Genomic DNA, 26,165 nt, shown 5'->3' with positions numbered 1-26,165 from the left:
TGGAAACCAGGGATTGCTTGAGCTTCTCAAACGCCGCACCAGAGAGTTTCTTTAGGTCAGTATGGAACCATTTGAGATCTCTCCACGGAATAAGATCGGTCTTTGTGATGCGGTTTGAGATTGCTTTCAAGGAGCCCTCCTCCCTTGACCTTGACGAGTCTCCCTGATACAATGTCGCACTCGCCGGCTAAAGCGAAATGCGGACGGTAGCGGGTTTCCCGTCATGCGTTGCAAGCGCATGGTCTAAGGGAGCTAGGACTCCCTGGACTGCTGTCCGTTTTTTATTTGCTCAGGTCTTACGACCTGGTGATACCTTTTTGGGCGCGCAAATGGCTATCGCTGCGGGCGATTTTCCAAAGTAGCGTTTTTTTCTTCGTCCGCGCGGATCTCTTTGATCATGCCGCGCATCTGGACGTTCCTCGAATTACGCCACCAGTCATTGATTGCCCGGATGGAGGCGGACCAGCGTCCCTTAAGATAGACAGCCGGCATTCCCTGCTCGATGAATTCCCAGAACATGTATTCCGACAGGTTGAATGCAACCTTGATTTCGTCTTTCGTTGTGAGCATATCTTCAGCGGCAAATCCTCTTTCCATCTGTGCCAATGTTCCCTACCTATTGAATCTGTCGGCCAGGCGCTCGCGGATGGACGTCATATCGCGGCGATCCTGGTATAGTCTCAATTCGTTTTGCTGTTGCCCAAGCGCGGGCATTGGGACTGGAGCGGAAGCGGATGCTATTCGGGCCATTCTTTTCTGCTTGATCAAGGGGCTCATGATTTTGAGCGCCGGGTGCCACTCGCTGTCGATCATGGCGAGACAGTAGACCATGCAATCGAGGTAATGGTTGGCCGAACGGACCTTGACCCACTGTATGCGGCCGTGCCGTTTCTGACGCTCCTCGGCTAAAAGTTCCCGGACGAAGTCGTTGTCCGTATCCGCATCGAAGAGGACCCGCTGCGACTCATTCGGACCCCGGGTAAACCGCCAATGAAGCCAGGCCTTGAAACGGCCAGTATCGATGAGGCGCAGCTCCAGGCCTCCGGGGATGGGCCTGTTTGAATGCGGAAAGGAGTCGATGGTCGTCGGTTTCACGCCCTTGATCTGATCGCGCGAGGCGCCCTTGATGCCGGTGATGAGGCCTGTGCGGGGCTGTTTGCGGAGCCATTCGTAGATCTCCGAGGTCATGGTCTTTTCTGCGTCCGTCTCGCCGGAGCCGGGCCGGTTGCCGCCGGTGTCGATGGCGGCGCGGAAGATGCCCATAGTCTCGACAGAATTTTCTACCGGGTAGCGGACGCGGTAAATGAGATTCTCCACGTCCGCGAGCGTGCCGAGATGTCCGTGATGGATCTTTTGCAGCGTAAAGCCGAGCGCACCCTCAACGGCGGCGCACACGGCAAAGCGATATCCCCAGGTGTGCGAGTCGAAGGCGGCAACAAGGGTCAGGGCGTCTGCGGGGGCGATCTGCGAGGGGAGAGTGGTCCTGTGCTCTTCGAGGAGTTTTGATTCCTTCTTGGTCTCGATGATTTCCTTGTAGCGTTCGGCTTTGTGCTGGGTGACATAGACCTGTCTTTTTACGGGCCCGTCGTTGGCACGTATTTTCGCCGCTGCCACACGCGAGAGGAGCGTATTTACCCCGTACCAGCTCGGAAGGTGGAAGGCCACGGCGAGGGGGCGCAAGAGGCGCGGGGCCGGATGCCACTCACCATCCTCGTCGAATTGCCCTGATACCCATTGGCCGGCACGGATGGAGCGGACTCGCATGTAGTCGTCCCAGTACATTCCGCATTTGTCGCAGGCGTAGCGGGCCAGGTTGTCGCGGAGAATGATGCGGGGGTCGCCGGCGTTCTGGAGAATGACGATGTGATCATCATCGAGGATCTGCCAATAGCCGCAGACGGGGCACGGGACCTGGAGGCGGCGGACTTCGTCTGCATGGTAGTGCATGAGATCCGTGATGGCGCAGGGGTCCTCGCCGGGCGAAGAGAGAAAGAGTGCTTTGCTCGTGTAGGTGTATGAATTAAGACGGGCGCGCATGAGATCAATCGGGGAGGCCTCTTTCTTATTCTGCCCGGAGGCGTAGCCGGGGAATTTGCTCACCTCGTCGCCGATGACGTAGCGGCGCGGCTCTGAGGAAAGCTCTGCGACTGAGGTGGCCCAGGCCATGATGATGTCGGCGCCGTTTTTGAAGCGGATCGCGAGCGTGGTCGTGTCGTCGTAGCGCGGCGAGAGGAGTTCCGCCAGGCGGGGCGTCGCCTTGATCATGGGAAGGATGCGCGTGCGGGCGATCCGTTTCGTGGTCTTCTCGTCTGGCATGGTGTACATGATGCCGGCGGGATCCTGGTCGATGGAATAGCCCATGCAGTTGAAGGCGATCTGCGTCTTCACGATTTGCGGGGCGGCGCAGACGTAGATTTCGCGGACATGCGGGGCTGTCCAGAGGTCCATGATCTCGACGGCGTAGGGGGAATTGATGTTTTGCCAGCGGCCCTTGAGGTTCCCGTCTGTCACCATGCGGTAGCGCTCGGCCCATTGCGACACCGTGAGCGGGCGGCCTGTGCGGGGATCGATCTCGCGCGGCCGGAATGCGCGGCGCTCGCCCTCGGTGAAGCGGATGGAGGGAGGAAGCGAGAGGGCGGGGGAAGAGGCCAAGGGGGAGGCGGCGGAAAGGGCGGAGGAGGAAGAGGCGGCGGGGGAAGAGGCCAAGGGGGAAGAAGGGGCGAAGGGGGAGTTAGCGGAAAGGGCGGAGGGGGAAGAGGAGGCAGCGTTCACCCGTCGATCTCCTCGCGGTCCTGTTCATCTTTGCCTGCTTTCTCGAAGATTCGCTCATAGACGGACGCATCCACCTTGAATTCTTCCTCCTGGAGATAGCGGGCGAGCTGCTGCTCGTACGCCTCCAGGCAGAAGGCGACTAGGTCGGGGATCTTGGCCGGATCTCCGGAGACCACGTTGACGATCACTGCGGCCTGAGAGCGGAAGAAGTTCTCGCCATCGGAACGGAAGACAACGGCCCGGGCGGCGAGCTCCGTCTCAAAGAGGTAGCGGGGCACAAGAGACCCCTGAAGGGTGGCAAGTTTACTCTCGAGGATCGCGGCCTGGGCGAGTTCACGGCGACGGCGGGCGTCAGCCGCTTCCATGGCGATCTTGTCGGCCTCGGAGAGCTGCTCCTTGGGGATCGAACCATCGGCTTTCTTGAGATTGGCGAGGGCATAGCGGTCGACCTCGGCCTGAGTGAAATGACCGCGAGCGTCGGGTATCAGTTTGTGGGCTTTGACTGCGTTATAGAGAGCCGACTTCTTTACCTTCCATCCTTTTTCGGTGAGGTGTTTCTCGACTTTGAGCACGCTTTCAAACTTGTCGGGTGCTTCTTTCTCCGGCTTTTTAGGGGCCGTCTGGTCCGGAAGGTGCGGAAGGTACATTGCCCTGAGTTCCGTATCGAGAGCTTCGAAGGTCTCAAGCTCTTTCTTGGTTAGGACCTCGCCGGAATTGACCCTTTTTAGGAGGTTATTGTACATCTTGGGTTTGGCGAGTTTGCCGACTTCAAGATTGTTCAGGATGGCGTCGGTGCGATCGGGGATGTTCTGCATCTATCGTGAATCTCCCGAGCAGAGGAACCTTCGCCGCCACCCCCTGACGGTGTTTCGGTTGGATTCGGCCATGGTGGCAATAAGGCGCACCGGCTGTCCGAGCGCAAACATGAGGCCCACGAGCATCATTTTGGAGAAAGGCATATGTACGGATGAGAAAGCGGTCTTAGAGAGGGCCGTGAACCAGTTTTTGCACCGCGAACAATGGATCCGGCGATTCTCCCAAAAAGATTTCTCGGATTTTCCCTGGAGTTCCGCACCGCAACTGGGACATTTCGCCCCATGGGGGTGCAATTGTCGCAATATCCACGTTCGGCAGTTGGTTTCGTCGAAGAAAGCGGCCGAGAATTGACTCAGAATCTCTCCGAGCTGGATCGCTCCTGAGCCGGGGGTTCTTGCGGTTTTCTCAGCCGTTTCCATTTTTCCACTTCTGATTTTTTTCAAAAGTAGTGATGTTTCGCGCCCTGGGCTATCGCAAGGCGCAGAACTCAGGGAAGGACCCGCGCTCATCGGGCATCTCCATTATATCGATTAAACCAATAGGCAAACCTAGACCCGAACTTCTCGTTAATGATGCTTATGGTCCGATCCATCACCTTCTTAGTTCCAAATAAACCACCTACACCCGGGCCGAATAGCTGCTCGATTGGTTTTCTCTCTTTGCCCTGGCGAACCCACACGCCAATGTGTCCTGTCTTCATCTGTGCGATGAAAGGCTTATTACCATACTTGCCCTGTACGATCTTGCGTCCGCTGGCCAGCTTGACGAGAGCTGTCACGTCGCCACCGAATCTCCGTCCATTCTTGGTCATGACTGTCTTGAATTTCTCAGCCCCAATCTTAAGATTGCGAATCATAACGCCTACTTGCTTAGCATCGAAATACGAAAGGGCAAGACCTCTACCTTTTCCGGTAATGGTCGCTTCGACATCGTACCCTTTTGCCTTCACTGTCAGCTTGAGGAACTGAGAAAGTTTCGATTTGTTGATGTTGTATTCGGTCTGGATCTCTCTTTCTGCCCCGGTGATTCCTTCTTTGGCAGCGTCGTTGATCGCAGTGTTCGCCGCCCGCCTCACGAGGTTGGGATCGAATAATTTCAAGGCCTGTTCTACGCCTTCAAGTTTCATATCGAATTCCATGGCTATGCTCTCCCTTCCTGCAGGACTTTCTGCAGATCGTAGATACCGTTGTGTTGTGGGCGCAGATGGATGTACTGCGAGACATCCACGCCTTTGGTTTTGAGCGGCGCGCGTGCACTCTCGATAAAGCACTCTGTCGGGTCTACCTTGAAAGCTTTCATCACGTATTCCGCGCTCACGGGTTTTACGACTTTTCCGTCATGATTTTCCATCCCGCCATAGACGATGTACTTCTTGCCATCAAGCTCGGGACCTCTGTCAACGAAGAGCGGCGGCTTTGCCTCGGCTTTCTTTGCCTCAGCTACGACTTTGACGTAGTTCGGGCTGTACGCTTCTTTGTCGGTGGCTTTTTGTAGTGCATACCTGAATACGTCTTTTTCCGTGCTTCGTGCAATCTCAATCACCTGGTCAAGCAAGGACAGGTAACGACTATCTTTCATACGCCCTGTTTTGTTGTGATCCTTTACGTTGTCGAGAAACGCTTTGATCGTGGTTCGAGTTTCGGGGTCAAACGGTGCAAGGCGATTTTTTATCGCGGTTTGGTAATCCACATTTTTTTCATCGCTCTCGCGCGAGAGTGTTTTTTCTTTTAAAGATTCTTTTATATACTTCGGGTCAACCACGTTTACTGTTCTTTTCGCGGAACGGTCAATGTCGTTTACTGTTCCATGAGAAGAACGGTCAACCACGTTTACTGTTCCATGAGAAGAACGGTCAACCACGTTTACTGTTCCGGCCGGTTCGGGAAGTTTCCACTGCTTTGCGTCGATGAGGCGGTACTTGTTGCCACGGCGGTCTTTTCTCTTGACGATCTGGATTATGTTAACTTCTTGCAGTTGTTCGATTGCCTTTATGACTGTTGGCTTGCTCATGCCGAACTCGTCAGCTATGGTGGCAAGGGACGGCCAGGATTCGCGGTCTTGGTCCGCGTGCCTCAGGAGGCTATTGTACACGGCGCAGCCGAACGGGCCAATTATTCTTCCAGCCCTGTCTACAAGATCGCGCTGGGCGATGTAGAAATCCCTCTCACGCTCGTCTGTTATTTGGATGGATTTGTTGTCGGATTTTGCCACCATGAACTCCTTTTCTGCCGGGGTAGAAAGATTTCATGGTGACATAGATTGCTTGCAGACCGTTGATAGTCAAGATATCACAAATGCGACACGTGACTCTTAATCAATTGGTCGGAGGTTCGAATCCTCCACGGCCCATAACTGTTTTATTCGAAATACCCTCACGAAGATATCACTACTTTACGTCACGCGAGAGAACTACACTTGCGGAATATCTGAAGCGAACCCCGACCTTACCTTGAAGAAGCGTTCGGTCTCTTCGCCGCCCTGGGCGCCTGGGCTTTCTTTGCGGCCTGCAGTTTCTGCAGCTGCTCGTCGAGATCTTCCTTTTGTTTCTTTACCGTATCCAGTTCTTCTTTGGTAAGACTCAAGTCAGCGCCTAGCTTTTCCTTTTCGGCATTGAGGTCGGCAAGTTTCTTTTGGGCTGAAACCAGCTGTTGCTTGGCTTTGGATAAATCGGCGACCTCCTGATTGAGAGACGTTACCTTCAACGCAAGCATGACGACGAGGACAAGCAGGATGATAGCGAATACGGCGAAAAGCAGGGTCGCGAGCGGTACCCTTCTGAAAATTGATTTCGGCTTACGACTATCCGAGCCGTCTTCGGGATCTCTCAAGTTGGGGAGATCTTCGTTATCGATCATCTGCTGCCCGCCTTCATCAACCGCCATAGTCTTCTCCTTGTTAAAGTGTTTCTATCTAATTAACACAGAACAGTTTCGAATACAAAAATAAAGTGGCGGGAGGGTAAAGTTTTTCTCATCTTTTGCGACCAATATTTAAGGAGCTTACGGCATGGAATCTGATGCCAAGAAAGAAATCGTCAGGATTCTGATGGAGAGCAGGTCATATTTCGAACTCAACCCGCGAGAGAGGCTTAACCTCGTTGTACATGTACTTGAGATGCTTGAGAATGACCAAACCCCGAACGATATTACGGAATGAACAGGGACGGTTGAGGGGACGTAACGACTCTCCGCTAATCTTTGAATTCGCGTTTCATTCAAAAGCCACGACGTTATATTTTGCATCTTTGCAGCGTCTATTCTTGCATCGCTATTAGGCGCCGTAGCATTTGTCTCTCCGCAGGGGCAAGAGCGCCTTGAGCACGCTTCTTAACGATGGTCCGGTTCCGCGTACCACGAGTTATTTCAGGTAGTTGACTATCCTTGACAATAGGGGCGAAAAACGTTATTTTCAAATGGTTTATGGACAGAACATTGCTTCTCAACACAACCTTTGAGCCGATCAGTGTTTTGCCCTGGAAGAAGGCGATTACGCTTGTCTACCTCGGCAAGGTCGAAGTATTGAAAGAACACGAGCGGGAAATAAAAGGGGTTTCAATCAGCATGCGGCAGCCGTCCGTGATCAGGCTGTTAAGGCTTGTACGGAGTAATCACGCTAATGTGAAGTTTTCTCGCAAAAACATCTTTCTCAGGGATGACCACACGTGCCAGTACTGCGGAAAAAGATTTGACCCAAAACACCTAACGTGCGATCACATCATTCCTAAATCAAGGGGTGGCATCACGGAATGGACGAATATCGTCACGTCCTGTATCCGGTGTAACCTTGAGAAGGGCGACAAGCTGCCCGAGGAAGTAAAGATGTTCCCGCGAAAAAGACCGTCGAGACCGAATGGTTTCTATATGTTCATGCTCCATCTCGGTGTAAAGGTTCCGCCGGAGTACTGGAAAGATTATCTATTTTTGAGGGATTGATATGGACAGAATTTGGGCTCCGTGGAGAATAGAGTATATAGGCAGCGCCAAGCCGAAAGGGGCCAAATGCTTTCTCTGCATCGAGCCAGGTCATGATCAGGAGAACCTCGTAGTAGGCAGGCTGGGCAGTGCATTTCTCATCATGAACAGATACCCCTATACGAATGGTCACGTAATGGTAGTGCCTGTGAGGCATATCGGCCTCGCCGAAGAACTTACCGATGAAGAATCGCTCGATATGATGCGTCTGGTAAAGAGAACAGTTTCATTGTTCAAAGACGAGTTCAAGGTGGACGGTGTGAACGTGGGAATGAATTTGGGCAGGGCGGCCGGAGCAGGGCTTGAGGACCACGTCCATATTCACATGGTGCCGCGTTGGTTCGGTGACACTAACTTCATGCCCGTTGTCGGAGAGACGCGGGTCATATCCGAACATCTCTTTGAGTCTTATCAAAAACTGAAGAGAAAGTTTATTGAAAAGGTTCTTTGATCCTTCCAAGACCCTGCTTAAGCCTTCCCATATCGTATCTGCCTTTACGGGACGAAAACCTGATGAACTCCTCCTGCCCGAGAGGGCCATTATCACCTTCAGTGCGCAAGACCTACGGCGGATTACCGGTAAGAGAGAGACACTCTCCTGCGAGGCCTGGCGACCGTTTCGCTCACTCTTTCTGATTAAGGGAAGTGATACGCTGATCACGCGCTCCGGTTTTGGGGGTCCCAATATCGCGAGTCTGGTGGAGGAACTGAGCGCTTTTGGCGTGAAAGAGTTCGTTCTCTGGGGGTATTGCGGAGGAATCAAGGAGGGAATACGGATCGGCGATATTATAATTGCGACAAAAGCGTTGAGAGAAGACGGGGTTTCCTACCACTATCTCGAGCGTAATGACAGTTTTGTTGAATGCAACTGGCTCGAAGAATGGGTATCTTCTAATCCTGCACAGAGCTTCCATCGTGGCGCCGTGTGGAGTTGCGATGCCGTGTATCGAGAGACCGTAAGCAAGATAGGCCTGTACGGGGAGCATGGTATCCTGGCCGTTGAGATGGAAGTTGCATCATTCTATGCCGTGTGCCGTTTCAAGAACGTGAGTGGCGTTGCCTTCCTCGTAGTCTCGGACAGATTTTCTCATGGACTCTGGACAGGTGGCTTTCGGACTAAACCTTTCAGAGAGGGGGTGGAGCGCCTTACGGAATTTGTGCTTGCGGAAGCGGTGTCCTGAGGATTACAAAAAGACATCCACGGGCCTTCGTGTCTTCCCCTTCCATCCCTCTCGCTACATCCCTTGAAAACCTTTGCGGATGAACATGATAGCTATGCTCGCGATGATCAGGCTAAAGATCTTGGAGAGGGCTTCAATGAGTCTCTTGCCGAGGATTTTCGAAATAAGCGAAGAAAATTTCAATACCGTTCCGCAAATTACGATATTGAGAATGAGCGATATCATATAGTAAACATGTTCATACTCGTTCCAGAGGATTGCTGATGTCGCAAGTACGGCAGGCCCGGCGAGCAGGGGGATTCCAAGAGGCACGACGCCGAACATCTCATTTTCCTGCATGGGTTCGGTGTGGTCGCTTACAATATCCTTGATTGCTGTTATAAAGATTACAATCCCGCCGGCAATGAGAAAATCTCTGATGGATATGCCAAGGTATGTAAGGACCCTGTTGCCTATGATGACAAAGATAAGGGCGGTCAGGAATGACGTGATAAGGGAATCCCGCAGGTGTTTGTTTCTCGTTGTGCTGTCGAGATTCAAGGTGAATTTGATATAGATAGGGAGGATCCCCAGGACATCGAAGGCTACGAAAAGGGGGATGAAGGCGAAGAGGAATGTATTGACCATATACTAATAAAATAAACACGCATATGATGATAGTCTACCGCACAAAGATCTTTGTGTCCGATACGAACTCCCCGTTAAGCCCGATTTCGTTGCCCCATTCATCATACACTCTTCTTCCGCTTTCTATTTGATCCATGAGCCCGGCCCCAATGACGGCGTGTATCGCCTTCATGCCGGGAAGAAGATATATTTCCTTGTCATTTACAAATATTTTCATTACAGTCGACTTGTCTAATCCTCCCTTCGGTCTTCGGCCCGATCTTTTTCTGCCCCATGATATACTGGACCACAACCTCATTGAGCCATCTTCCCGCATCGTTATAGACAATACCCGGGCTCTTGATCGTGCCGCCCGTTACAGAAAAACCGCCAGAGTCCCTGATCGCGTCCCGAAACACTTGATACGCATCTCCGCCTGCCGCGAGAAAATCGGTCGTTGCTACGGTGTACGTTTTGCCGTCGTCAAGAGGATCGGTGTTCACGGTGATCGCGCGTATTCTGGCGCCAGGGTTTTCGGAAGTCGAATAGGTGAGAGAGATGCCGGATACCTGCGGGAAACGCCCGTCTTTTGATTCTACGGCTGACACCCCATGCTCTAAGGCGTCATGGATCTGTTTGCCGCTCACCTTCATAGCCACAATATAGTTGTCAAAAGGCACTGTGGAGTAAATATCTCCGGCCTTTATCGCTCCTCTTCGGATGCTGGTCCGGATCGCCCCTCCGTTTATGATTGCCACATCGGCACTGGATTCCTTCCTCATGATGTCCGCGATAAGATCTCCAAGATTTGTTTCTCTCACCCGCACGTTGTCGCCGTCCAGGTCGATCTCGGTATGCCCGATTACTTTATTCAGAGCACCATTCACCTGCGTCGAATATTTCTCAACGATCGCCGCCACCGAGGGGTCCTTTACCATGGAAGCGGGCCTGATTTCTTCGAGCCGGTTCTTTGCCTCTATAATCTTTCCGTCTTTGATCTGCAGGTCAAGAACGCCAAGCACCAAGGCGTGCTCCCAGGCCTGGACGAGCAGGGTATCTCCGATAAGGATTTGTTTATCCACTTTTGTATGCGAATGGCCGCCGACGATGAGATCGATGCTCGCGAGCACCATGTCCGCATTATATCCAATGTGAGAGAGGACCACGATGATATCGACCTTGTTACGTAGCTCGGCCACATATCGCTCTGACGTGTCCGCAACAGAGAGAAAGGTGAGACCTTCCACGTTCCCCCAACGGGTGGCCGTGGGTGTGTCTTGCGTGACAAGACCTATTATCGCTACCTTGAGGCCGGCTATTTCCTTCAACACATAGGGTCTCAATGCGGAAAATCCGGACACGTTTGCGCCAAGCACGGGGAAGCCTGCTTCCAGTATCCTCTGTTTGAGGGCTTCCTGGCCGAAGTCAAATTCATGGTTGCCGACTACCATGGCGTCGAAGCGCATCGTATTCATGATCTCAATGACAGGTTTCCCCTGAAATATGTTTGCCCAGGCATCGCCCTGGATCATATCGCCTGCAGCCAGTAGAAGAGTGGGTTTTTCCTTTCTCAAGCGATCGATAAGGGCCGCGACGTAGGCGATCCCGCCCTGGGTTTCGTCCGAGCCGAGAAGTTTCTGAGGCGCCGCAAAGCCGTGAAAATCGTTCATATAGAGTATTCTCAGCTCCTCTGCCTGCCCATGTGTGGGCAGAAAGAAAAGGAGCAGGAAAGCGGAAAGGAGCAGGCCGCAAAGAAGCTTCCTCGTATCCTTCATTCTTTTGTAACCCCAAAGGTGTTTTTCAAGGTTTTGAGGAAACGGGCATTCCAGTGATGGTTCCTTATCGGCACCCTGAGATACCGTTCGTTGTTTGCACCGCAAAAAAACGTATCGATCAACATGCCGTAGCGGGAAAAGAGGTCTTTCAATTGGTTCTCCTCTTTTTCAATCTTGAGCACAAGGAACGGACAAGTCGTATCGATGCAGGACACGCCCTCATTAATTGCGGCGAGGGTCTTCATGAAATATTTCTTTTCCTCATGAACGAAACGGTGTGTTCTTATCCCGTAAGGCCTGTCTTTCAGCGAAGCCATGGCTGCACGAATCGCAAGGGTGTTTGTCCGAAAGGGAAGCGCGCTTTTTTTTATGTTTCCGATCATCGATGCGCTGCCAATGGCGTAGCCGACCGGTAAACCGGCCAGTGCATAAAAGAGCGAAAATGTCCTCACGATGATCGCATATTTCGATTGGCTTGCCTCGTCCACGGGTGAGTTAAGTGTGGTAAAATCTCGCAACGATTCGTCGAGAATGAGAACCTTTCTCTGTGCATCGGCTTCCGCGATGATTGATTTGAGATCATCTATCGGGAGGTGAGTCCCCACAATGTCGTGAGGGTAGGGTAGAATCACGGCATCCGCTCTTTCCATTCCTTTGATAAGTCTGGGAAGGCTCATAGAAAATAGTTCATCCTGCCCGAGTCGTTCCTCGTGAAGGGTAGCGCCGGCGCGGGAAATCACTTGTCTATAACCCTGAGAAACCGGCGCAGGAACAAAGACCCGTGAAGGCTTGCAAACATGCAGTACGGTATGAAGAAGGTCTGTTGAGCCGTGCCTGAGCATAAGCATCTCCCCGTCTATATGTTCGTTCTTCGCGAGGAGGTTAAGTAAGTGGTACGATTGATTATCGGGAAATTCCAGGTCCTTAAGATGTCGTCGCAACACATTCTTGGCTTTCCTGGAAGGGCCGAGGGGGTTTACGGCGCTTGTGAAATCCTGAAGCCGTCTTACGGAGAATCCTTTCTGTTGCATCTTACCGTCCATATCCATAGAACCCCTGGAGTCCATACTCTATACCGATTCTTGACCAATTATCAACGAATGTTTGAAGAATCGGGGTGCCGCTTGAGATGCCAAAGGCCTATGGAATAGTGTTATAATGATGCCCATGAAAAAGATCATCTCCTTTGATCTCGATGGCACACTCGTGAACGCGGCGTACGGCGACGTTGTATGGAACTACGGGATTCCCCTCGAGTATTCGAAGAAGTACGGTGTCCCCGTTGACAAGGCCAGGATCATTATCCGTCGGGAATATGAATCCGTGGGTGATCACAACCTGTTATGGTATGAAATAGACCACTGGCTTAAGAAATTTAAGCTTCCCATCTCAAAAGAAGATTTGCTCAAGCTCTATGAATCGTACATAGAGCCCGCCCCCCATGCAGAAGCGACGCTTGCCGCTTTGGGCCGAAGGTATTCGCTCGTTATCGCCTCGAACGCCGCCAGGATATTCATCGACAGAGAGCTTGCCCTCACAGGCCTTCGCGGTTATTTTGCGCACATTGTATCGGCGACCACCGATTACAGGATGGTAAAAAAAGAAAAGGCATTCTACAAGAGGCTTTGCGATGAGTTACAGGTGCCGGCCTCACAGATTGTCCATGTCGGTGACCATCCGGTATTCGATTATGATGTACCGGCGAGCGCGGGTATCGAATCTTACCACCTCACAGATGGCGACGGCGCCGACACGGGGCCCGGGGCATATATCAACGGAAGGAGGACCATCAAAGATCTCAGGGAGCTTTTAGATCTGGGGGACTTATGAAAAAGTGCTATAAATGCAAGGCGGAGATCGAAAGCGAGAAGATTTCTTTCCGTGAAGAATGTCCCGTATGCGGCTCTGACCTCCACGTCTGCCTCAACTGTTCCTTTTACGATACGGGAAAAGCGAACTCATGCAGAGAAGACCAGGCCGACTACGTGAAGGAAAAGGAGAAAGCCAACTACTGCGATTATTTCCGTTTTACGGACCTTTCGGCCAAACAATCAGCTCGGGACGAAGCCGAAAAACTCTGGGCCTCGCTCACAAAGAAATCAAACTGATTATATCCCTGTTTGTGTTGTGCGGGCACCTGTTAAGGCAGAATGCAGACGACCTTTACGCGTCCCAAGGTGAGGTCGTACCCCGAACCCTCTGCGCGAATTTGGCTCTTAAGATCAGATTCTTCAGCGGATGTGCCGTGTTTTTGGCCTCAGCCATTATGCCCTCTTCAAAAGATTAGCCATATGTGACCAAGGCCGACCGATAGGCGGGAAACGGTCTTCTCGCTCGATACCGTAGAGGAGCTGCTAGCTGTCGGCCCGCGGCCTTGTGAAGATGATCCGGTAGCGATCCCTATCCGCATCAAAACATGCGGTACATTCTCTGTCGGCGCAGGACAATCCTCGCTCCTCGGCCTCGCCTTCTTCAGCGGGAAGCGGTTCAAGGTGAACATCGAGCCCTATCTCCTGGTACATTGCAGCCATCTCGGAAAGCCTCGGCTCGCACGCGATAAAGCGCCTTTCCCAACCGGCTCGAGCAAGCTCATCGTCCCGTCTCATTAATGTTTCTTCGCCTCTTTAAAGAAAGCGATAGTTTTTTTCAATCCCTCATCCAGCCTCGTGTGTGGCTGCCATTTCAGGATTTTCTTCGCTGTGCTTATGTCAGGACGTCTGCGCATAGGATCGTCTTCGGGGAGATCTTCGAACACGAGCTTTGATTTCGAGCCTGTGAGGCGGACGATCTTATCAGCAATGGAAAAGATAGAGACTTCATCAGGATTTCCGAGGTTTATGGGGCCGGGGAAACCTGAGAGGTATGGTTTTGTGTAATCACGCCCCCGCTTCTGTTCTCCTGTCTCATAATCCATCATTCGTATGAGGCCCTCTATCATGTCTTCGATATAGCAGAAGGACCTTGTCTGCGACCCTTTTCCATAAATGGTAATGGGCATACCTTTAAGGGCGCTTACCACAAAATTACTTACCACGCGACCGTCATCGGGTCTCATGCGCGGACCATACGTGTTGAAGATACGCACCACCTTGATATCCACTTTATTCTGTCTGAGATAATCAAAGAAAAGCGTCTCGGCAACCCGTTTGCCTTCGTCATAGCAACTTCTCTTGCCGATCGGGTTCACGTGGCCCCAGTAATCCTCCGTTTGCGGATGAATTTCGGGATCACCGTAAACTTCGCTTGTTGAGGCTTGAAGTATCCGTGCCCTCACTCTTTTGGCGAGTCCCAGCATGTTCATGGCACCGAGTACATTCACCTTGATCGTTTTTACCGGATTGTACTGATAGTGTATGGGGCTCGCGGGACAGGCGAGGTTGAAGATCCAATCCACCTCCACGAGAAGGGGTTCGGTTACGTCGTATCGCATAAATTCAAATCGCGGATGCTTGAGCAGGTGGAGGATATTATTCTTGGTCCCCGTGAAATAGTTGTCGAGGCATAGTACATCGTGCCCATCCTCAACGAGACGCTCGCAGAGATGCGAGCCGATGAAACCCGCACCGCCCGTGACGAGTATACGTTTTGGCTCCTGATAGGTGTTATAGTGATACATCTGTCCTCCCCGTGCAGAATTTTGCTGCCACTTTTCCACAAAGCCTGCGGATAAAACTTATTTGATCCGTAATTGTCGACCCCTCTCATCTCTTTAATCATGGGTGCTCGCCAAAGTCAACTAAGAAACGATTTCCACCACAAACCTTATGGGGAGGCTTGAAAGCCCGTAACCTGCAGCGAGTATTAATTATTGCACTAAATTCCATATTGTGGTAATGTATTACGTTCAAGTGGGTTCAGCCCGCTTTTTTGTTTTAAAGGGATGCTATCCAATACGGAAATAATAGAAAAGATCAGGGATATAGTGCTACCTATCCTGGAGGATGGACGTCTCGATCTTGTGGAAATAGAGTTTAAGCCTGCCGGCAAGAGGTGGCTAGTCAGGGTCTATATCGATAAGACCGGGGGCATTGCGATAAATGATTGCGAATACGTAAGCCGCGAGCTGTCCAGGCGCCTCGATGTGGACGATATCATTGACCACCCCTACACACTTGAAGTCTCCTCTCCGGGCCTAACGAGGCGGCTCAAGGAAAGCACCGATTTCGAACGATACGAGGGACGGACGTGTAGAATCGTCACACGAGATCCGATTGCGGGTAAGCGCGAGTTCAGGGGAGAGATCGGGAGAGTTACCCCCGAGCAGTTGGAAATCAAAGAAAAAATAGGTATTTTTACTATCCCGATTTGTGCTATAAAAAAGGCATACTTAGAATTTGATCTATGAGGAGTTACGATGTACTTTGATTTGAACTATGTGATCGAACAGGTGGGAAAAGAAAAGGGGATACCCAAGGAGACCATTGTGGAAGCCCTGGAGGAGGCCATTTTATCCGCCTCCAAGAAGAAATACGGCAGTCACCTGGACCTCGAGGCCCATTATAACGAGGAGCTCGGCGAGATAGAGGTATTCCAATTCAAGACCGTGGTCGAAGAGATCGCAGAGTCCGATATGGAGATCTCCGTGGAGGACGCAAAGGTCCACGACCCGGAGTGCATGATAGGAGACGCCATCGGTATCAAGCTGAACACCTCTTCTCTGGGTCGAATTGCTGCGCAGACGGCCAAGCAGATCATTATTCAAAAGGTGCGCAACGCTGAGAGCGATGTTATATATAACGAATACAAGAACAAGAGGGGCGAAATCGTCACAGGTGTGATCCAGAGGATAGAGAAGAACCACTTTATCGTGAATCTCGGGAGGACTGAGGCGCTTCTGCCGGTCAAAGAGGTCATACCGGGGGAAACGTTTCGGCAGAGAGAACGGGTGAAGGCCTATATACTCGACGTGGAGAAAAGCCAGAAGGGATGTTCAATCCTGCTTTCAAGGACGCACCCCGGGTTCCTCATGAAGCTTTTCGAGTTGGAGGTCCCTGAGATACAGGAGGGCATTATCAAAATTCTCGGCGCTGCGCGCGAGCCGGGAGAGCGGGCCAAAATATCGGTCTACAGCGAGGACCACGACATCGATCCGATCGGAGCCTGCGTGGGCGTCAAAGGATCGAGGGTCCAGGCCATCGTCCAGGAGCTGCGCGGTGAGAAGATCGACATTATCCCTTACAGCAAGGAGATAGCCAAGTTCGTTTGTAACACACTTGCCCCGGCCAAGGTATCGAAGGTATACATAAATGAAGAAGACCATTCGATGGAAGTGATCGTCAACGATGACCAGCTTTCCCTTGCCATCGGAAAGAAAGGGCAGAACGTCAGGCTCGCGTCAAAGCTGACCGGATGGAAGATCGATATCAGCAGTGAATCGGAAGTCGAGAAGACGTCGAAGAAGATTATTGATGAGCTCACAGAAAAACTGAAAATCAGCGAAATCCTTGCCCGCGTACTGCACGATGAGTATTTGCGAGATCCCAAAGATATTGCCAAATTGACGCCTGAAGAGTTAAACAAGATTACCAGTATTTCCGTTGACGATTGCAGGCGGATCATCGATGAGGCAAAATCTCTTCTGAGCGCAAACGCCGAAAACGAGGAACCGAAACAGACCGAAGGGGGTACGGAAGATAAGGAAGATAAGACAGAGTAAAAGTCGAAGCGTATGGAGAATTCCTCATATTTCTGGGAGCAAGGAAGGTTCAAGAAATGACAAAAATAAAGATTACAGCTCTTACCGATAAAGCCAATGACGAAGAAATCCTCGCCAAACTGAAAAAAATCGGCGTCAAAATAAAAGATAAAACCAAAGAAGAGTCAAGCAAAGAAGAGGCCAGGGAACAGGCTTCGGCCGGAGGGGAGACGCTCGTAGAGAAGCGGGTCGCCTCGACGATCATCCGCCGGAGGGTCCAACCGCCGCCGGCCCCGCCAAAAGAAGAGGTCAAAGAGGAAGTAAAGGAACCGTCTGAGGAGAAGACAGAGCCCAAGGCTCCGAGGAAGAGGGTTGGGGAAAAGGCGGCAAAGGAACCTGAGGAAGAGCCCAAGAAACCTGCCGGGAGAAAGGCCAAAACAGGCCCGCAGGTAGTGATCGAAGAGAGGCCCCGCGAAGAAGAGGTTGCCGGGACGGAAATCGAAGAGGTTCCCGAGGAGAAAGAAGAGGCGCTGAAGGGCGGGGCAGAGCGTATCGAGCAGGCAAAAGAGAAAGAGATAACCAAGGTCCTGGAAGAAGCGTACAAACATGACCTTGAGAAAGATTTTACACTCGCCGAGGGGGGTAGCGAGGAGGAACGACAGAGGAAGAAAACCGAAAAACTTCTCAAGAAGATAGAGGAGCAGGAGCTTGAGGAAACCAAAGTTAAGAAGAAAGGTATGCTCAAGCGGAAGGTGGTCATCAAGGAAGAGGATCTCTATGCCTTCAGGCGCCAGAGACCCAAAGGGGCGCCCTTCAGGAAGGACAGGAGAGACCGGGCCATAGAGAAAAGGGTGGAGGAAGAAGAGAAAAAGGAAGTAAAGCCTCTTCGCAAGGTCGTGAAGATAAGTGATGAAATTCAGGTCGGTGAGCTTGCAAAGAGGATGAACATAAAAGCCCAGGACATTATCACCAGGCTGCTCCCGCTCGGAATAATCGCGACGGTGAACAAGAGCATCGATTATGATACGGCCAGTCTTGCAGCCGCCGAGCTGGGGTACGACGTGGAAAAGATCGTCTCTATTGAAGAAGAGTTTCTTGCCCGTGAAGAGCGCGAGGAGGGGGAAAAGGAAAAGGATGAGAATTTAAAGCCCAGATCTCCCGTGGTGACAATCATGGGACACGTGGACCATGGCAAGACCCTTCTTCTCGATACCATACGCAATACCAACGTGGCGGAGCGCGAAGCCGGGGGTATCACGCAGCACATCGGGGCCTACAAGGTGAACGTGAACAACAAAGAAATAGTCTTTGTAGACACCCCCGGTCATGAAGCATTTACTGCGATGAGGGCACGCGGGGCGCTCGTCACCGACATCGTTGTTCTCGTTGTGGCCGCTGATGATGGCGTCATGCCGCAGACCATAGAGGCTATTAACCACGCCAAGTCGGCCGGTGTGCCGCTTATTGTTGCCATCAACAAAATTGATAAATCGAATGCAAACCCGGACAAGGTCATGAAGGAGTTGGCGGAGCTCAATCTTATACCGGAGGAATGGGGCGGGACCACGCTCTATGCGAAGATTTCCGCAAAAAAGAAACAGGGTATTGAGGCACTTCTCGAACTTATCATACTCCAGGCCGAGATGCTTGAACTAAAGGCCAATCCCGATAAGCTTGCCAAGGGCACTGTAATAGAATCAGAACTGGACAGGGGACATGGCGCCGTTGGTACGGTCATCATCCAGGAAGGCACCTTGAAAATTCAGGACCCCTTTATTGCCGGCATGACCTTCGGAAGGGTACGGGCCATGATCGATGACCGGGGAAAGAGGATTCAAAAAGCGCCCCCTGCCACGCCCGTCGTTGTTGTCGGTTTTCAGGACGTGCCCCATGGTGGGGATCGGTTCATCGTGACCACAGAAGAGTATTACGCGCGGGAGCTTTCTAAATTCAGACAGGAAAAGCTCAGAGAAAAGGAAGCGTTGAAAAGCTCAAGGACCACCCTGGAGGACCTCTATTCCAAGATCGGCGGGTCCGAGAAGGTCGTGCTAAATGTCATTCTTAAAGGCGATGTGCGGGGCACTATTGACGCGATCGTAGAGGCGTTGAAGAAACTTTCAACCGATGCGGTAGAGGTGCAGATCACCCACAGCGGCGTCGGGGCTGTTACCGAGACTGATATCAACCTTGCTATGGCCACGGGCGCCATCATAATCGGTTTTAACGTGAAACCCGTTCAGAAGGCACAGGCTTTAGCCGAACAGGAGAAGATCGAGATCAGGACGTATTCGATCATCTATGAAATGATTGATGATGTGAGAAAGGCCATGGAAGGCCTGCTCGAACCCAAGATCGTAGAGGTCGTGATCGGAAAAGCTGAAGTGAGAAAAGCCATCAGCGTATCCAAGGTGGGTACCATTGCAGGGTCTTATGTGACCGAGGGCAAGGTAACGAGAAGCGCCTTAGCCAGGGTGGTAAGAAATGGCGAGGTTACTTTCACGGGCAAGATCGCTTCACTGAAACGATTCAAAGATGACGTGAGAGAAGTGCAGTCCGGATACGAATGCGGGATCTCCCTTGAGGGGTATAACGACATACAAGAAGGCGATGTATTTGAATTCTTCGTTGAAGAAAAAGAAAGGCAAACCCTTGACGGATAAGAGAGATGGTTGTTGGCGTTTCTCAAATAGAGATCTTCTTTCCTGAAGCTCAATCGCTCAAAGACAAGAGACAGATGATAAAGAAGATTGTTGAAAAAACGAGGGTGAAGTTTAACATATCCATGGTGGAGATCGCGGACTCGAACCTCTGGCAAAGGGGGAGCATAGGCTTTGCGGTCATGGGCGTCAAGAAGGATCATGTGCATGCAGCTCTCGAGAATGTCCAGCGTTATGTGGAATCTCTGTACGCCGGCGAGGTGATCGACACCTGGACGGAAATCATCGTGATGGGAAATGAGATATAGGAAGCTCAAAGTTCAGGAGTTGTTGCAGGAAGAGATCTCACTGATTATCCAGCGGGACATACGGGATCCAGGGATGGGGTTCATTACGATTCTTGGGGTAAAGATGAGTGAGGACCTGAAAATTGCAAAGGTGTACCTCTCCATATACGGGGATGAGGAGGCAAAGAAAAATACGCTGGAGGCGCTCAAAAGGTCAAAGGGTTATATAAAATTTCTGCTCGGTAAGAGAGTAAATCTCAGATACATGCCGGAGATCAATTTTGTGCTTGATGATACCTTTGAGAAGGCAGCAAGGATTGACGAGATTCTCAAGAAAGAGGCCCATGCTCAGTCAGATTGAAACGACGATTCGTGAAGGAAAGAGGTTCCTGATTACGACACACATAGACCCGGATGGGGACGCGCTTGGTTCGGTCTTCTCTCTCGCATGGGTCCTCAAGTCGCTTGGTAAGGAGTCCGTCGTTTATTTGAAAGACCAAATGCCATACCGTTATGACTTCTTGCCGCGGCCGAACCCCGTGATTCACCGCCTTGCGCATGAGAAGTACGACGCGATATTCGTGCTCGATTGCGGCGATCTTTCAAGGGTCGGTCAGGTAAGCGATTCCCTGCATGCTATGGGGCCCCTCGTAAATATCGATCACCATGAGACGAACGAGGCCTTCGCAAGGATCAATCTCGTAGATCCCGGGGCTTCGTCCACCGGAGAAATTCTCTGCAACCTCTATGCGTCAATGAAGCTCGATGTCACAGAAGAGATGGCGATCAATCTCTACACGGCGGTCTTTACAGACACCGGTTCTTTGCGCTACGATAACGCCTCGGTGGCGGCCTATGCCATCTGCACCGAGATGATTGAATTAGGTGTTAAACCCTCCTATGTATCCCGTATGGTCTATGAGAACCATCCTAAAGAACGATTCAGGCTTCTCGGTGAAGTCTTCTGCACCCTGCGAACCTTCGACAACGATAGAATCGCCATGGCGCACGTGACTGCCGATATGTTCCGGAAGACGGGTACGGACAGGGCGCATACCGATGGTTTTGCCGAAGAGATTAAACAGATCCGCGGCGTAGAGGTCGCGATTCTCATGCGCCAGGTTGATGAGAGACGCTACAAAATCAGTATGCGCTCAAAAGGAACCGTGGATGTGGCGGAGATCTGCAACCGTTTCGACGGAGGCGGGCACAAGAACGCCGCAGGTTGCCAGATAGACGGCGATCTTGAGGCGGTGGAACGCGAGCTGAAAAAGGCATTTAACATATCATGACGTGGATTTTGACAATGCGGAGGTCTTTGTTTTGAATGGTTTTCTGATTATTGACAAACAAGCGGGCATGTCTTCCTTTGATGTGATAAGACGGCTCAAAAAAATCGATACTTTTACCAAGATCGGCTACATAGGGACCCTTGACAGAAACGCGACAGGAATATTGCCGGTCGCGCTCAATGAAGGGGTCAAGCTCATCCCTTTTCTTGAAAATGTCGAAAAAGCCTATCGGGCAAGGTTTCTCCTCGGCGTTACGACCGATACGCTTGACATTGAAGGGAAGGTGCTTACTAAGGTCGATCCTCCGGTTTTCGACAGGGCCACACTTGAAGCCATGCTGAGAGGGTTTGTGGGCAAGATAACCCAGGTCATTCCGGTCTACTCGTCCAAAAAGATCAACAAGAAACCTCTTTACAAGTGGGCGCGTAAAGGGATACCTATTGAGCCTCCGGAAAAAGAGGTGGAGATCTTCGATATCAATTTTCTCGATTATTCCCACCCCTACGTGGATGTTGAAGTGACCTGTTCCAAGGGGACCTACATCAGGGCCCTTGCCCACGATTTTGGAAAGAAACTTGGCTGCGGGTCAACGCTATACGCCTTGAAACGCACCCGTCATGGGGAATTTACTGAAGATATGGGTGTAGACGTGGATCGCTTCAAAATTCAAGAAGATCTAAATAACTATTTATTATCGTTGGAAAATGTACTACAATCTGTACGAGGGGTTGTAGTGGAAACGGCTTTGGAAAGATTCTTGAAAAATGGCATGCCCGTGCCGATTACGGGTAATTCCAGGGAATGGAAGAACGGCGAGGCCACGCGGCTTCTCAACAAGCAGGGCGCACTTATCGGCATCGGAGTCGCCGACACCGCCTCGAAGACCATAAAGATCAAAAGGTTAATCAACAACTAAGGAGGATTACATGGCGCTTACCACGGATCGGAAAAAGACAGTCATCGAGGACTTTAAAGTCCATGAAAAAGATACGGGCTCTCCCGAGGTTCAGATTGCTCTTCTCACGGAAAGGATCAAATCACTGACAGAGCATTTTAAGAAATTCTCGAAAGACCATAATTCCCGCAGGGGCATGCTCGTTCTTGTGGGTAGCAGGAGAAGACTTCTCAACTATCTCAGGGAAAAAAATGTGGATCGATACAAGAAAGTTGTCGAGAAGCTCGGTCTGAGAAAATAAAAATAAAGATAGGAAGAAAACATGAAAGAAAGTATTAGTATTGATTTTGCGGGCAAACCGCTCACGATCAGCACAGGGGACCTTGCGAAACAGGCGGATGGCAGCGTCCTTGTCCAGTACGGAGACACAGTTGTACTGGTAACGGCAGTGGCCGAAAAGGAAGAATCGACAAACGATTTCCTTCCTCTCACGGTCAATTACCAGGAAATGTCCTACGCGGCAGGGAAATTTCCCGGCGGGTTTTTTAAACGAGAGGGAAGACCCTCGGGGCTGGAAACGCTCATGTCACGTCTCATCGACAGACCGCTGAGACCTCTCTTCCCCAAGAGTTTTCGCAACGAGACGCAGGTTATCGCCACGGTACTCTCTGCTGACCAGGAGCATGATCCGGCCATCGCCGGACTCATCGGAGCTTCCTGTGCGGTAACCGTCTCAGGGATACCCTTTGCCGGTCCTTTTGCCGGAGTGAAGGTGGGCAGGAAAGATGGCACCTTCATTGTGAACCCCGCACCCGCCGATATGGAAGGGAGCGATATCGACATCGTCGTCGTGGGCACCAAGGACGCGATCATCATGGTGGAAGGTGAAGCACAATTTGTGAGCGGAGCCGATCTGATAGAGGCAATTCAGTTTGGCCATCAGAGCTTGCTTCCTCTTATCGAAATGCAGGAGAAACTGCAGGACAAGGTGGGGAAACCGAAGTGGCAGATCAAGGCGCCTTTAGATACGGAAGATCTCAAGAAGGAGATGCGTGGGAAGGTCGAGAAGGACCTCATGGAAAGCTTTGCCGTAAAGGCGAAGCTTGAGAGGGGTGCGCGCCAGCAAGAGATTCTCGCCGAGGTGAAAAAGGCCTACCCTGATACTGAAGAAGGTGCGGTAAGCAAGGTTTTTGAAGACGTGACCCGGGACATCATGCGCGAACAGCTATTGTCAAACGGCAAAAGGATCGACGGGCGAGGCTTCGAAGATATCAGGAATATCTCCTGTGCGGTGGGCATCCTTCCAAGGACCCATGGCTCAGGTCTGTTCACGAGAGGTGAAACACAGGCGCTTGCAGTCACCACCTTCGGGACTTCCGAAGACGAACAGAAGATAGAATCCCTCCATGGAGGAGAGACTTTCAAGAGCTTTCTGCTGCACTACAATTTTACACCTTTTTCTGTGGGCGAAGTCGGCATGCTTCGCGGCCCTACACGTCGCGAGATCGGTCATGGGAATCTGGCGGAAAGGGCGCTTACCCCGATTTTGCCGTCCAAGGAAGATTTTCCCTATACCATACGCATCGTCTCGGAAATCCTCGAATCGAACGGTTCTTCCTCCATGGCTACGGTCTGCGGGGGGTGCCTTTCTCTCATGGATGCGGGCGTTCCCATTAAGGAGCCTGTTGCCGGCATCGCCATGGGTCTTGTGAAGGAAGGGGATAGAGAAGTGATCCTTTCCGATATCCTGGGCGACGAAGATCACTTAGGCGATATGGATTTCAAGATTGCCGGTACCAGGGAAGGCGTCACCGCCATTCAAATGGATATTAAGATCAAGGGCATTACAAAGGAGATCATGTCCAAAGCGGTAACCCAGGGCCAGAAGGGAATTGCAACAATACTCGACATCATGAAGCAGACCATCGAAGGGCCGAGAGAGCATCTATCCCCTTATGCCCCGCGTATCTTCACCATGCAGATAAAGCCGGACAGGATACGGGATGTTATCGGCCCCGGCGGCAAGATTATCAGGGGCATCATTGAAGAGACGGGCGTGAAGATCGATATCGAGGATTCCGGTATAGTGAGGATTGCCTCCATCGATGAGGGCTCGGCAAATGCTGCAATTGACATGATCAAGATGCTTACCAAAGAGATCGAGATCGGAACGATTTACACGGGCAAAGTGAAGAAAGTGATCGACGCCGGTGTCGTTGTCGAATTAGGGCCCAATGTGGACGGTTTTGTCCATGTGAGTCAGCTAGCCGACGGATTTGTGAAAAAGGCATCCGATGTTGCGAAAGAGGGCGAGGAGATGACTGTAAAGGTCATCGATATCGAGGATAATGGCAGAATAAAATTGTCAAGAAAGGCTGTCCTGAGAGACCAGAAGCCGCCGCGGGGGTAAATGTACAAGAAGACCGTGCTTAGTAACGGCATCACCGTTGTAACGGAATCCGTTCCGTATTTTTCCACGGTCTCTCTCGGCATCTGGTGGAAAGCGGGCAGCAGATACGAAACCCCGGAGAACAACGGCATCTCCCACTTTATCGAGCACATGCTTTTCAAGGGCACATCCTCACGGAGTGCTTACGACATCGCGAGGGAGTTCGACGCCATCGGGGGTTCAATCAACGCTTTCACCGGCAAAGAGTACACCTGTCTGTATGCCCGGGTGCTGAAAAAGGACATGAATATCGCCCTCGGCATCATCTCCGACATGTATAAGAACTCCCTTTTCAAAAGCGACGATATCGAGAAGGAAAGGTATGTGGTTGTCCAGGAAATCAAAATGGTCGATGACACGCCCGATGAGTCGATCTACGATATGTTTAACGCCTCCTATTTCAAGGATCATCCCCTGGGCATGACGATCCTCGGATCGGAGAAGAACGTAGAGAGCTTCAACGAGGGCGGACTCAAAAGCTACTTCAAAGAATACTACGGCCCCGGGGCTGCGATCATCACCATATCGGGCAGGGTGGACCATGATGATTGCACCAATAGGATCGAGCAATTCTTTGCGGGCGTGGCGCATAACGGGATAACAAGGGACCTCAGGCCGCCGGTTGCGCACCGGGGCATCGATATCTACGAAAAAGACCTCGAACACATCTATCTCTGCATCGGCACCGAAGGCGTAAGCCAGGTGGACCGAAGACGCTACCCCATATACGTGCTCAACGCGCTTATGGGCGGGAGCATGAGTTCCCATCTGTTTCAGGAAATTCGTGAGCAGAGGGGGCTTGTCTACAGCATCTATTCTTATGTAAACTGTTACCACGACGCGGGGACCTTCGGTATATCTACATCCACATCCAGAGAGTTTATCGACGAGGTGTTATATCTCATCAAGACCGAGATACGACGGCTCAGGGATGAGGGAATTAGCGACGCCGAGCTCGCATTTTCCAAGGAGCACATTAAGGGTAACCTGTTTATTTCGCTCGAGAGTTCGGAAACGCGGATGGGGAGGCTTGCCAAGAACGAAATATACTTCGGCGATTACATACCGCTCAAGGAGACGGTACGCGAAATAGAGGACATACGGAAGAAGGACGTGGATAAGATTGCCCGGGAGATCTTCGAAAATCCCGAAGAAATATCTATAACGGTGCTCGGAAATGTTGACGCAAAAAAGGTCGAGAACGTATGGAAAGGATAGAGGTCTTGGTGGCTAAGCGTGAGGGCGTTGAGCTACCCACCTACGCCACGGACGCCTCCTCCGGCGTGGATCTTTGCGCGTTCATAGACGAACCTGTGGTCTTAAATCATATGGAACGCTCCCTCATACCTACGGGTCTCTCCATCAGTATCCCCGAGGGGTACGAAGCGGAAATACGACCGAGGAGCGGGCTGGCGATCAAGTATGGTGTGACGGTCCTCAATACGCCCGGCACTATCGATGCGGATTACCGGGGCGAGGTGAAGATCATCCTTGTCAATCTGGGAAATGAGGCGTTCGTGATCAAGGGCGGGGACAGGATTGCGCAAATGGTCTTCAACAAGGTGGCCCGGGTAGAGTGGAAGATTGTCGACCGGCTGGAAGAGACGGAACGCGGTCAGGGCGGCTTCGGTTCAACCGGTCACCGCTAATCACGACGTTTGTAAAGCGTAAAAAGAGATGTTTGGCTGTGCGAGCCGAGGACGTGCTCAATTCCGGTTTGAGTTCATGTATCGTATTGCTCAGAAGGGTTTTTTCTTCGAACCGGTTTGACCGTTTTTGGCAACGAGGCGTGAATTCGCCGTGCGGGGTAGCCGGGTAACCGGTCAGAA

Annotated in this window: 30 protein-coding genes; 17 read left to right on the top strand and 13 right to left on the bottom strand. The window is 51.5% G+C overall.

Features of this window, described 5'->3' with window-relative positions; genetic code table 11:
- Positions 1 to 333: 333 nt before the first annotated feature.
- From VMT62_06490 to VMT62_06460, 7 genes are all read right to left on the bottom strand, one after another.
- Positions 334 to 597, bottom strand: coding sequence for a hypothetical protein (locus tag VMT62_06490; GenBank protein HVN96059.1), 264 nt, complete (start codon positions 595 to 597; stop codon positions 334 to 336).
- A 15-nt stretch (positions 598 to 612) separates the two neighbouring features.
- Positions 613 to 2,514 (bottom strand): terminase gpA endonuclease subunit, encoded by a 1,902-nt coding sequence (locus VMT62_06485; protein ID HVN96058.1) that lies wholly within the window; start codon positions 2,512 to 2,514, stop codon positions 613 to 615.
- 254 nt (positions 2,515 to 2,768) lie between these two features.
- Entirely contained in the window at positions 2,769 to 3,587 is an 819-nt protein-coding gene (locus VMT62_06480; protein HVN96057.1) for a hypothetical protein, read from the bottom strand.
- A complete protein-coding gene (locus VMT62_06475) occupies positions 3,588 to 4,007 on the bottom strand; it encodes a hypothetical protein (protein ID HVN96056.1) in 420 nt (139 codons plus the stop codon).
- Between the two features lie 86 nt (positions 4,008 to 4,093).
- On the bottom strand, positions 4,094 to 4,726 hold the full coding sequence (locus tag VMT62_06470) for a phage tail protein (protein HVN96055.1): 633 nt from the start codon (positions 4,724 to 4,726) through the stop codon (positions 4,094 to 4,096).
- A gap of 2 nt (positions 4,727 to 4,728) precedes the next feature.
- Positions 4,729 to 5,802, bottom strand: a complete 1,074-nt coding sequence (locus VMT62_06465; protein ID HVN96054.1) for a helix-turn-helix domain-containing protein — start codon at positions 5,800 to 5,802, stop codon at positions 4,729 to 4,731.
- Positions 5,803 to 6,032: 230 nt separating this feature from the next.
- Positions 6,033 to 6,470 carry a hypothetical protein gene (locus VMT62_06460; protein HVN96053.1) on the bottom strand — a complete coding sequence of 146 codons (438 nt, stop codon included), beginning with the start codon at positions 6,468 to 6,470 and terminating at the stop codon, positions 6,033 to 6,035.
- Between the two features lie 124 nt (positions 6,471 to 6,594).
- Between VMT62_06460 and VMT62_06455 the strand changes: the two genes are divergently transcribed.
- The 4 genes from VMT62_06455 to VMT62_06440 all read left to right on the top strand — a co-directional run bounded on the left by VMT62_06455 (position 6,595) and on the right by VMT62_06440 (position 8,740).
- Positions 6,595 to 6,744, top strand: coding sequence for a hypothetical protein (locus VMT62_06455; protein ID HVN96052.1), 150 nt, complete (start codon positions 6,595 to 6,597; stop codon positions 6,742 to 6,744).
- Between the two features lie 263 nt (positions 6,745 to 7,007).
- The gene (locus VMT62_06450; GenBank protein HVN96051.1) at positions 7,008 to 7,520 is read left to right on the top strand and encodes an HNH endonuclease; all 513 of its coding nucleotides are present in this window, start codon (positions 7,008 to 7,010) and stop codon (positions 7,518 to 7,520) included.
- 1 nt (position 7,521) lies between these two features.
- The gene (locus tag VMT62_06445; GenBank protein ID HVN96050.1) at positions 7,522 to 8,010 is read left to right on the top strand and encodes an HIT domain-containing protein; all 489 of its coding nucleotides are present in this window, start codon (positions 7,522 to 7,524) and stop codon (positions 8,008 to 8,010) included.
- On the top strand, positions 7,994 to 8,740 hold the full coding sequence (locus tag VMT62_06440; protein HVN96049.1) for a nucleoside phosphorylase: 747 nt from the start codon (positions 7,994 to 7,996) through the stop codon (positions 8,738 to 8,740). Before VMT62_06445 ends, VMT62_06440 begins: the two co-directional genes overlap by 17 nt.
- Before the next feature lie 54 nt (positions 8,741 to 8,794).
- Here the strand turns inward: VMT62_06440 and VMT62_06435 are convergent, their stop codons facing one another.
- The 4 genes from VMT62_06435 to VMT62_06420 are packed head-to-tail and all read right to left on the bottom strand — an operon-like array spanning position 8,795 to position 12,152.
- Entirely contained in the window at positions 8,795 to 9,367 is a 573-nt protein-coding gene (locus tag VMT62_06435; protein ID HVN96048.1) for a MarC family protein, read from the bottom strand.
- 34 nt (positions 9,368 to 9,401) lie between these two features.
- Positions 9,402 to 9,584 carry a hypothetical protein gene (locus tag VMT62_06430; protein ID HVN96047.1) on the bottom strand — a complete coding sequence of 61 codons (183 nt, stop codon included), beginning with the start codon at positions 9,582 to 9,584 and terminating at the stop codon, positions 9,402 to 9,404.
- Entirely contained in the window at positions 9,565 to 11,121 is a 1,557-nt protein-coding gene (locus tag VMT62_06425) for a 5'-nucleotidase C-terminal domain-containing protein (GenBank protein ID HVN96046.1), read from the bottom strand. Before VMT62_06425 ends, VMT62_06430 begins: the two co-directional genes overlap by 20 nt.
- Complete coding sequence (locus VMT62_06420; GenBank protein ID HVN96045.1) at positions 11,118 to 12,152, bottom strand: aminotransferase class I/II-fold pyridoxal phosphate-dependent enzyme; 1,035 nt, start codon at positions 12,150 to 12,152, stop codon at positions 11,118 to 11,120. The genes VMT62_06425 and VMT62_06420 overlap by 4 nt, the downstream gene beginning before the upstream one ends.
- 136 nt (positions 12,153 to 12,288) lie before the next feature.
- Between VMT62_06420 and VMT62_06415 the strand changes: the two genes are divergently transcribed.
- Both VMT62_06415 and VMT62_06410 read left to right on the top strand, forming a co-directional pair.
- Positions 12,289 to 12,951 (top strand): HAD family hydrolase, encoded by a 663-nt coding sequence (locus VMT62_06415; protein HVN96044.1) that lies wholly within the window; start codon positions 12,289 to 12,291, stop codon positions 12,949 to 12,951.
- On the top strand, positions 12,948 to 13,229 hold the full coding sequence (locus tag VMT62_06410; protein HVN96043.1) for a hypothetical protein: 282 nt from the start codon (positions 12,948 to 12,950) through the stop codon (positions 13,227 to 13,229). Before VMT62_06415 ends, VMT62_06410 begins: the two co-directional genes overlap by 4 nt.
- A 246-nt stretch (positions 13,230 to 13,475) precedes the next feature.
- On the opposite strand, the gene VMT62_06405 is transcribed toward VMT62_06410, so the two are convergent.
- Together VMT62_06405 and VMT62_06400 are read right to left on the bottom strand one after the other, a co-directional pair.
- Positions 13,476 to 13,727: a hypothetical protein gene (locus tag VMT62_06405; GenBank protein ID HVN96042.1), complete on the bottom strand. Its 252-nt coding sequence runs from the start codon at positions 13,725 to 13,727 to the stop codon at positions 13,476 to 13,478.
- On the bottom strand, positions 13,727 to 14,737 hold the full coding sequence (locus VMT62_06400) for a UDP-glucuronic acid decarboxylase family protein (GenBank protein HVN96041.1): 1,011 nt from the start codon (positions 14,735 to 14,737) through the stop codon (positions 13,727 to 13,729). Before VMT62_06400 ends, VMT62_06405 begins: the two co-directional genes overlap by 1 nt.
- Positions 14,738 to 15,001: 264 nt before the next feature.
- On the opposite strand from VMT62_06400, the gene rimP reads away from it, so the two are divergent.
- From rimP to dut, 11 genes are read left to right on the top strand one after another with little or no spacing between them, the layout of a single operon-like run.
- Positions 15,002 to 15,466 carry a ribosome maturation factor RimP gene (rimP, locus tag VMT62_06395; protein HVN96040.1) on the top strand — a complete coding sequence of 155 codons (465 nt, stop codon included), beginning with the start codon at positions 15,002 to 15,004 and terminating at the stop codon, positions 15,464 to 15,466.
- A 9-nt stretch (positions 15,467 to 15,475) separates the two neighbouring features.
- Positions 15,476 to 16,777 carry a transcription termination factor NusA gene (gene nusA, locus VMT62_06390; GenBank protein HVN96039.1) on the top strand — a complete coding sequence of 434 codons (1,302 nt, stop codon included), beginning with the start codon at positions 15,476 to 15,478 and terminating at the stop codon, positions 16,775 to 16,777.
- A 56-nt stretch (positions 16,778 to 16,833) separates the two neighbouring features.
- A complete protein-coding gene (gene infB / locus VMT62_06385; protein HVN96038.1) occupies positions 16,834 to 19,416 on the top strand; it encodes a translation initiation factor IF-2 in 2,583 nt (860 codons plus the stop codon).
- Between the two features lie 5 nt (positions 19,417 to 19,421).
- On the top strand, positions 19,422 to 19,721 hold the full coding sequence (locus VMT62_06380; GenBank protein HVN96037.1) for a DUF503 domain-containing protein: 300 nt from the start codon (positions 19,422 to 19,424) through the stop codon (positions 19,719 to 19,721).
- Positions 19,711 to 20,061 (top strand): 30S ribosome-binding factor RbfA, encoded by a 351-nt coding sequence (gene rbfA, locus VMT62_06375; GenBank protein ID HVN96036.1) that lies wholly within the window; start codon positions 19,711 to 19,713, stop codon positions 20,059 to 20,061. The genes VMT62_06380 and rbfA overlap by 11 nt, the downstream gene beginning before the upstream one ends.
- Positions 20,045 to 20,992, top strand: a complete 948-nt coding sequence (locus VMT62_06370) for a bifunctional oligoribonuclease/PAP phosphatase NrnA (protein HVN96035.1) — start codon at positions 20,045 to 20,047, stop codon at positions 20,990 to 20,992. Before rbfA ends, VMT62_06370 begins: the two co-directional genes overlap by 17 nt.
- A 31-nt stretch (positions 20,993 to 21,023) precedes the next feature.
- Positions 21,024 to 21,908 (top strand): tRNA pseudouridine(55) synthase TruB, encoded by an 885-nt coding sequence (truB, locus tag VMT62_06365; protein HVN96034.1) that lies wholly within the window; start codon positions 21,024 to 21,026, stop codon positions 21,906 to 21,908.
- 10 nt (positions 21,909 to 21,918) lie between these two features.
- A complete protein-coding gene (gene rpsO, locus VMT62_06360) occupies positions 21,919 to 22,188 on the top strand; it encodes a 30S ribosomal protein S15 (GenBank protein HVN96033.1) in 270 nt (89 codons plus the stop codon).
- A gap of 21 nt (positions 22,189 to 22,209) precedes the next feature.
- Positions 22,210 to 24,297 (top strand): polyribonucleotide nucleotidyltransferase, encoded by a 2,088-nt coding sequence (gene pnp / locus VMT62_06355; GenBank protein HVN96032.1) that lies wholly within the window; start codon positions 22,210 to 22,212, stop codon positions 24,295 to 24,297.
- A complete protein-coding gene (locus VMT62_06350; protein ID HVN96031.1) occupies positions 24,298 to 25,554 on the top strand; it encodes a pitrilysin family protein in 1,257 nt (418 codons plus the stop codon).
- The gene (gene dut / locus VMT62_06345; GenBank protein HVN96030.1) at positions 25,542 to 25,985 is read left to right on the top strand and encodes a dUTP diphosphatase; all 444 of its coding nucleotides are present in this window, start codon (positions 25,542 to 25,544) and stop codon (positions 25,983 to 25,985) included. The genes VMT62_06350 and dut overlap by 13 nt, the downstream gene beginning before the upstream one ends.
- Positions 25,986 to 26,165: the final 180 nt, after the last annotated feature.

The organism is Syntrophorhabdaceae bacterium (genome assembly GCA_035541755.1).
Lineage (GTDB): Bacteria > Desulfobacterota > Syntrophorhabdia > Syntrophorhabdales > Syntrophorhabdaceae > PNOF01.
Note: the sequence above shows the minus strand (reverse complement) of the source record. Positions and strands in the feature narration are given on the sequence as shown.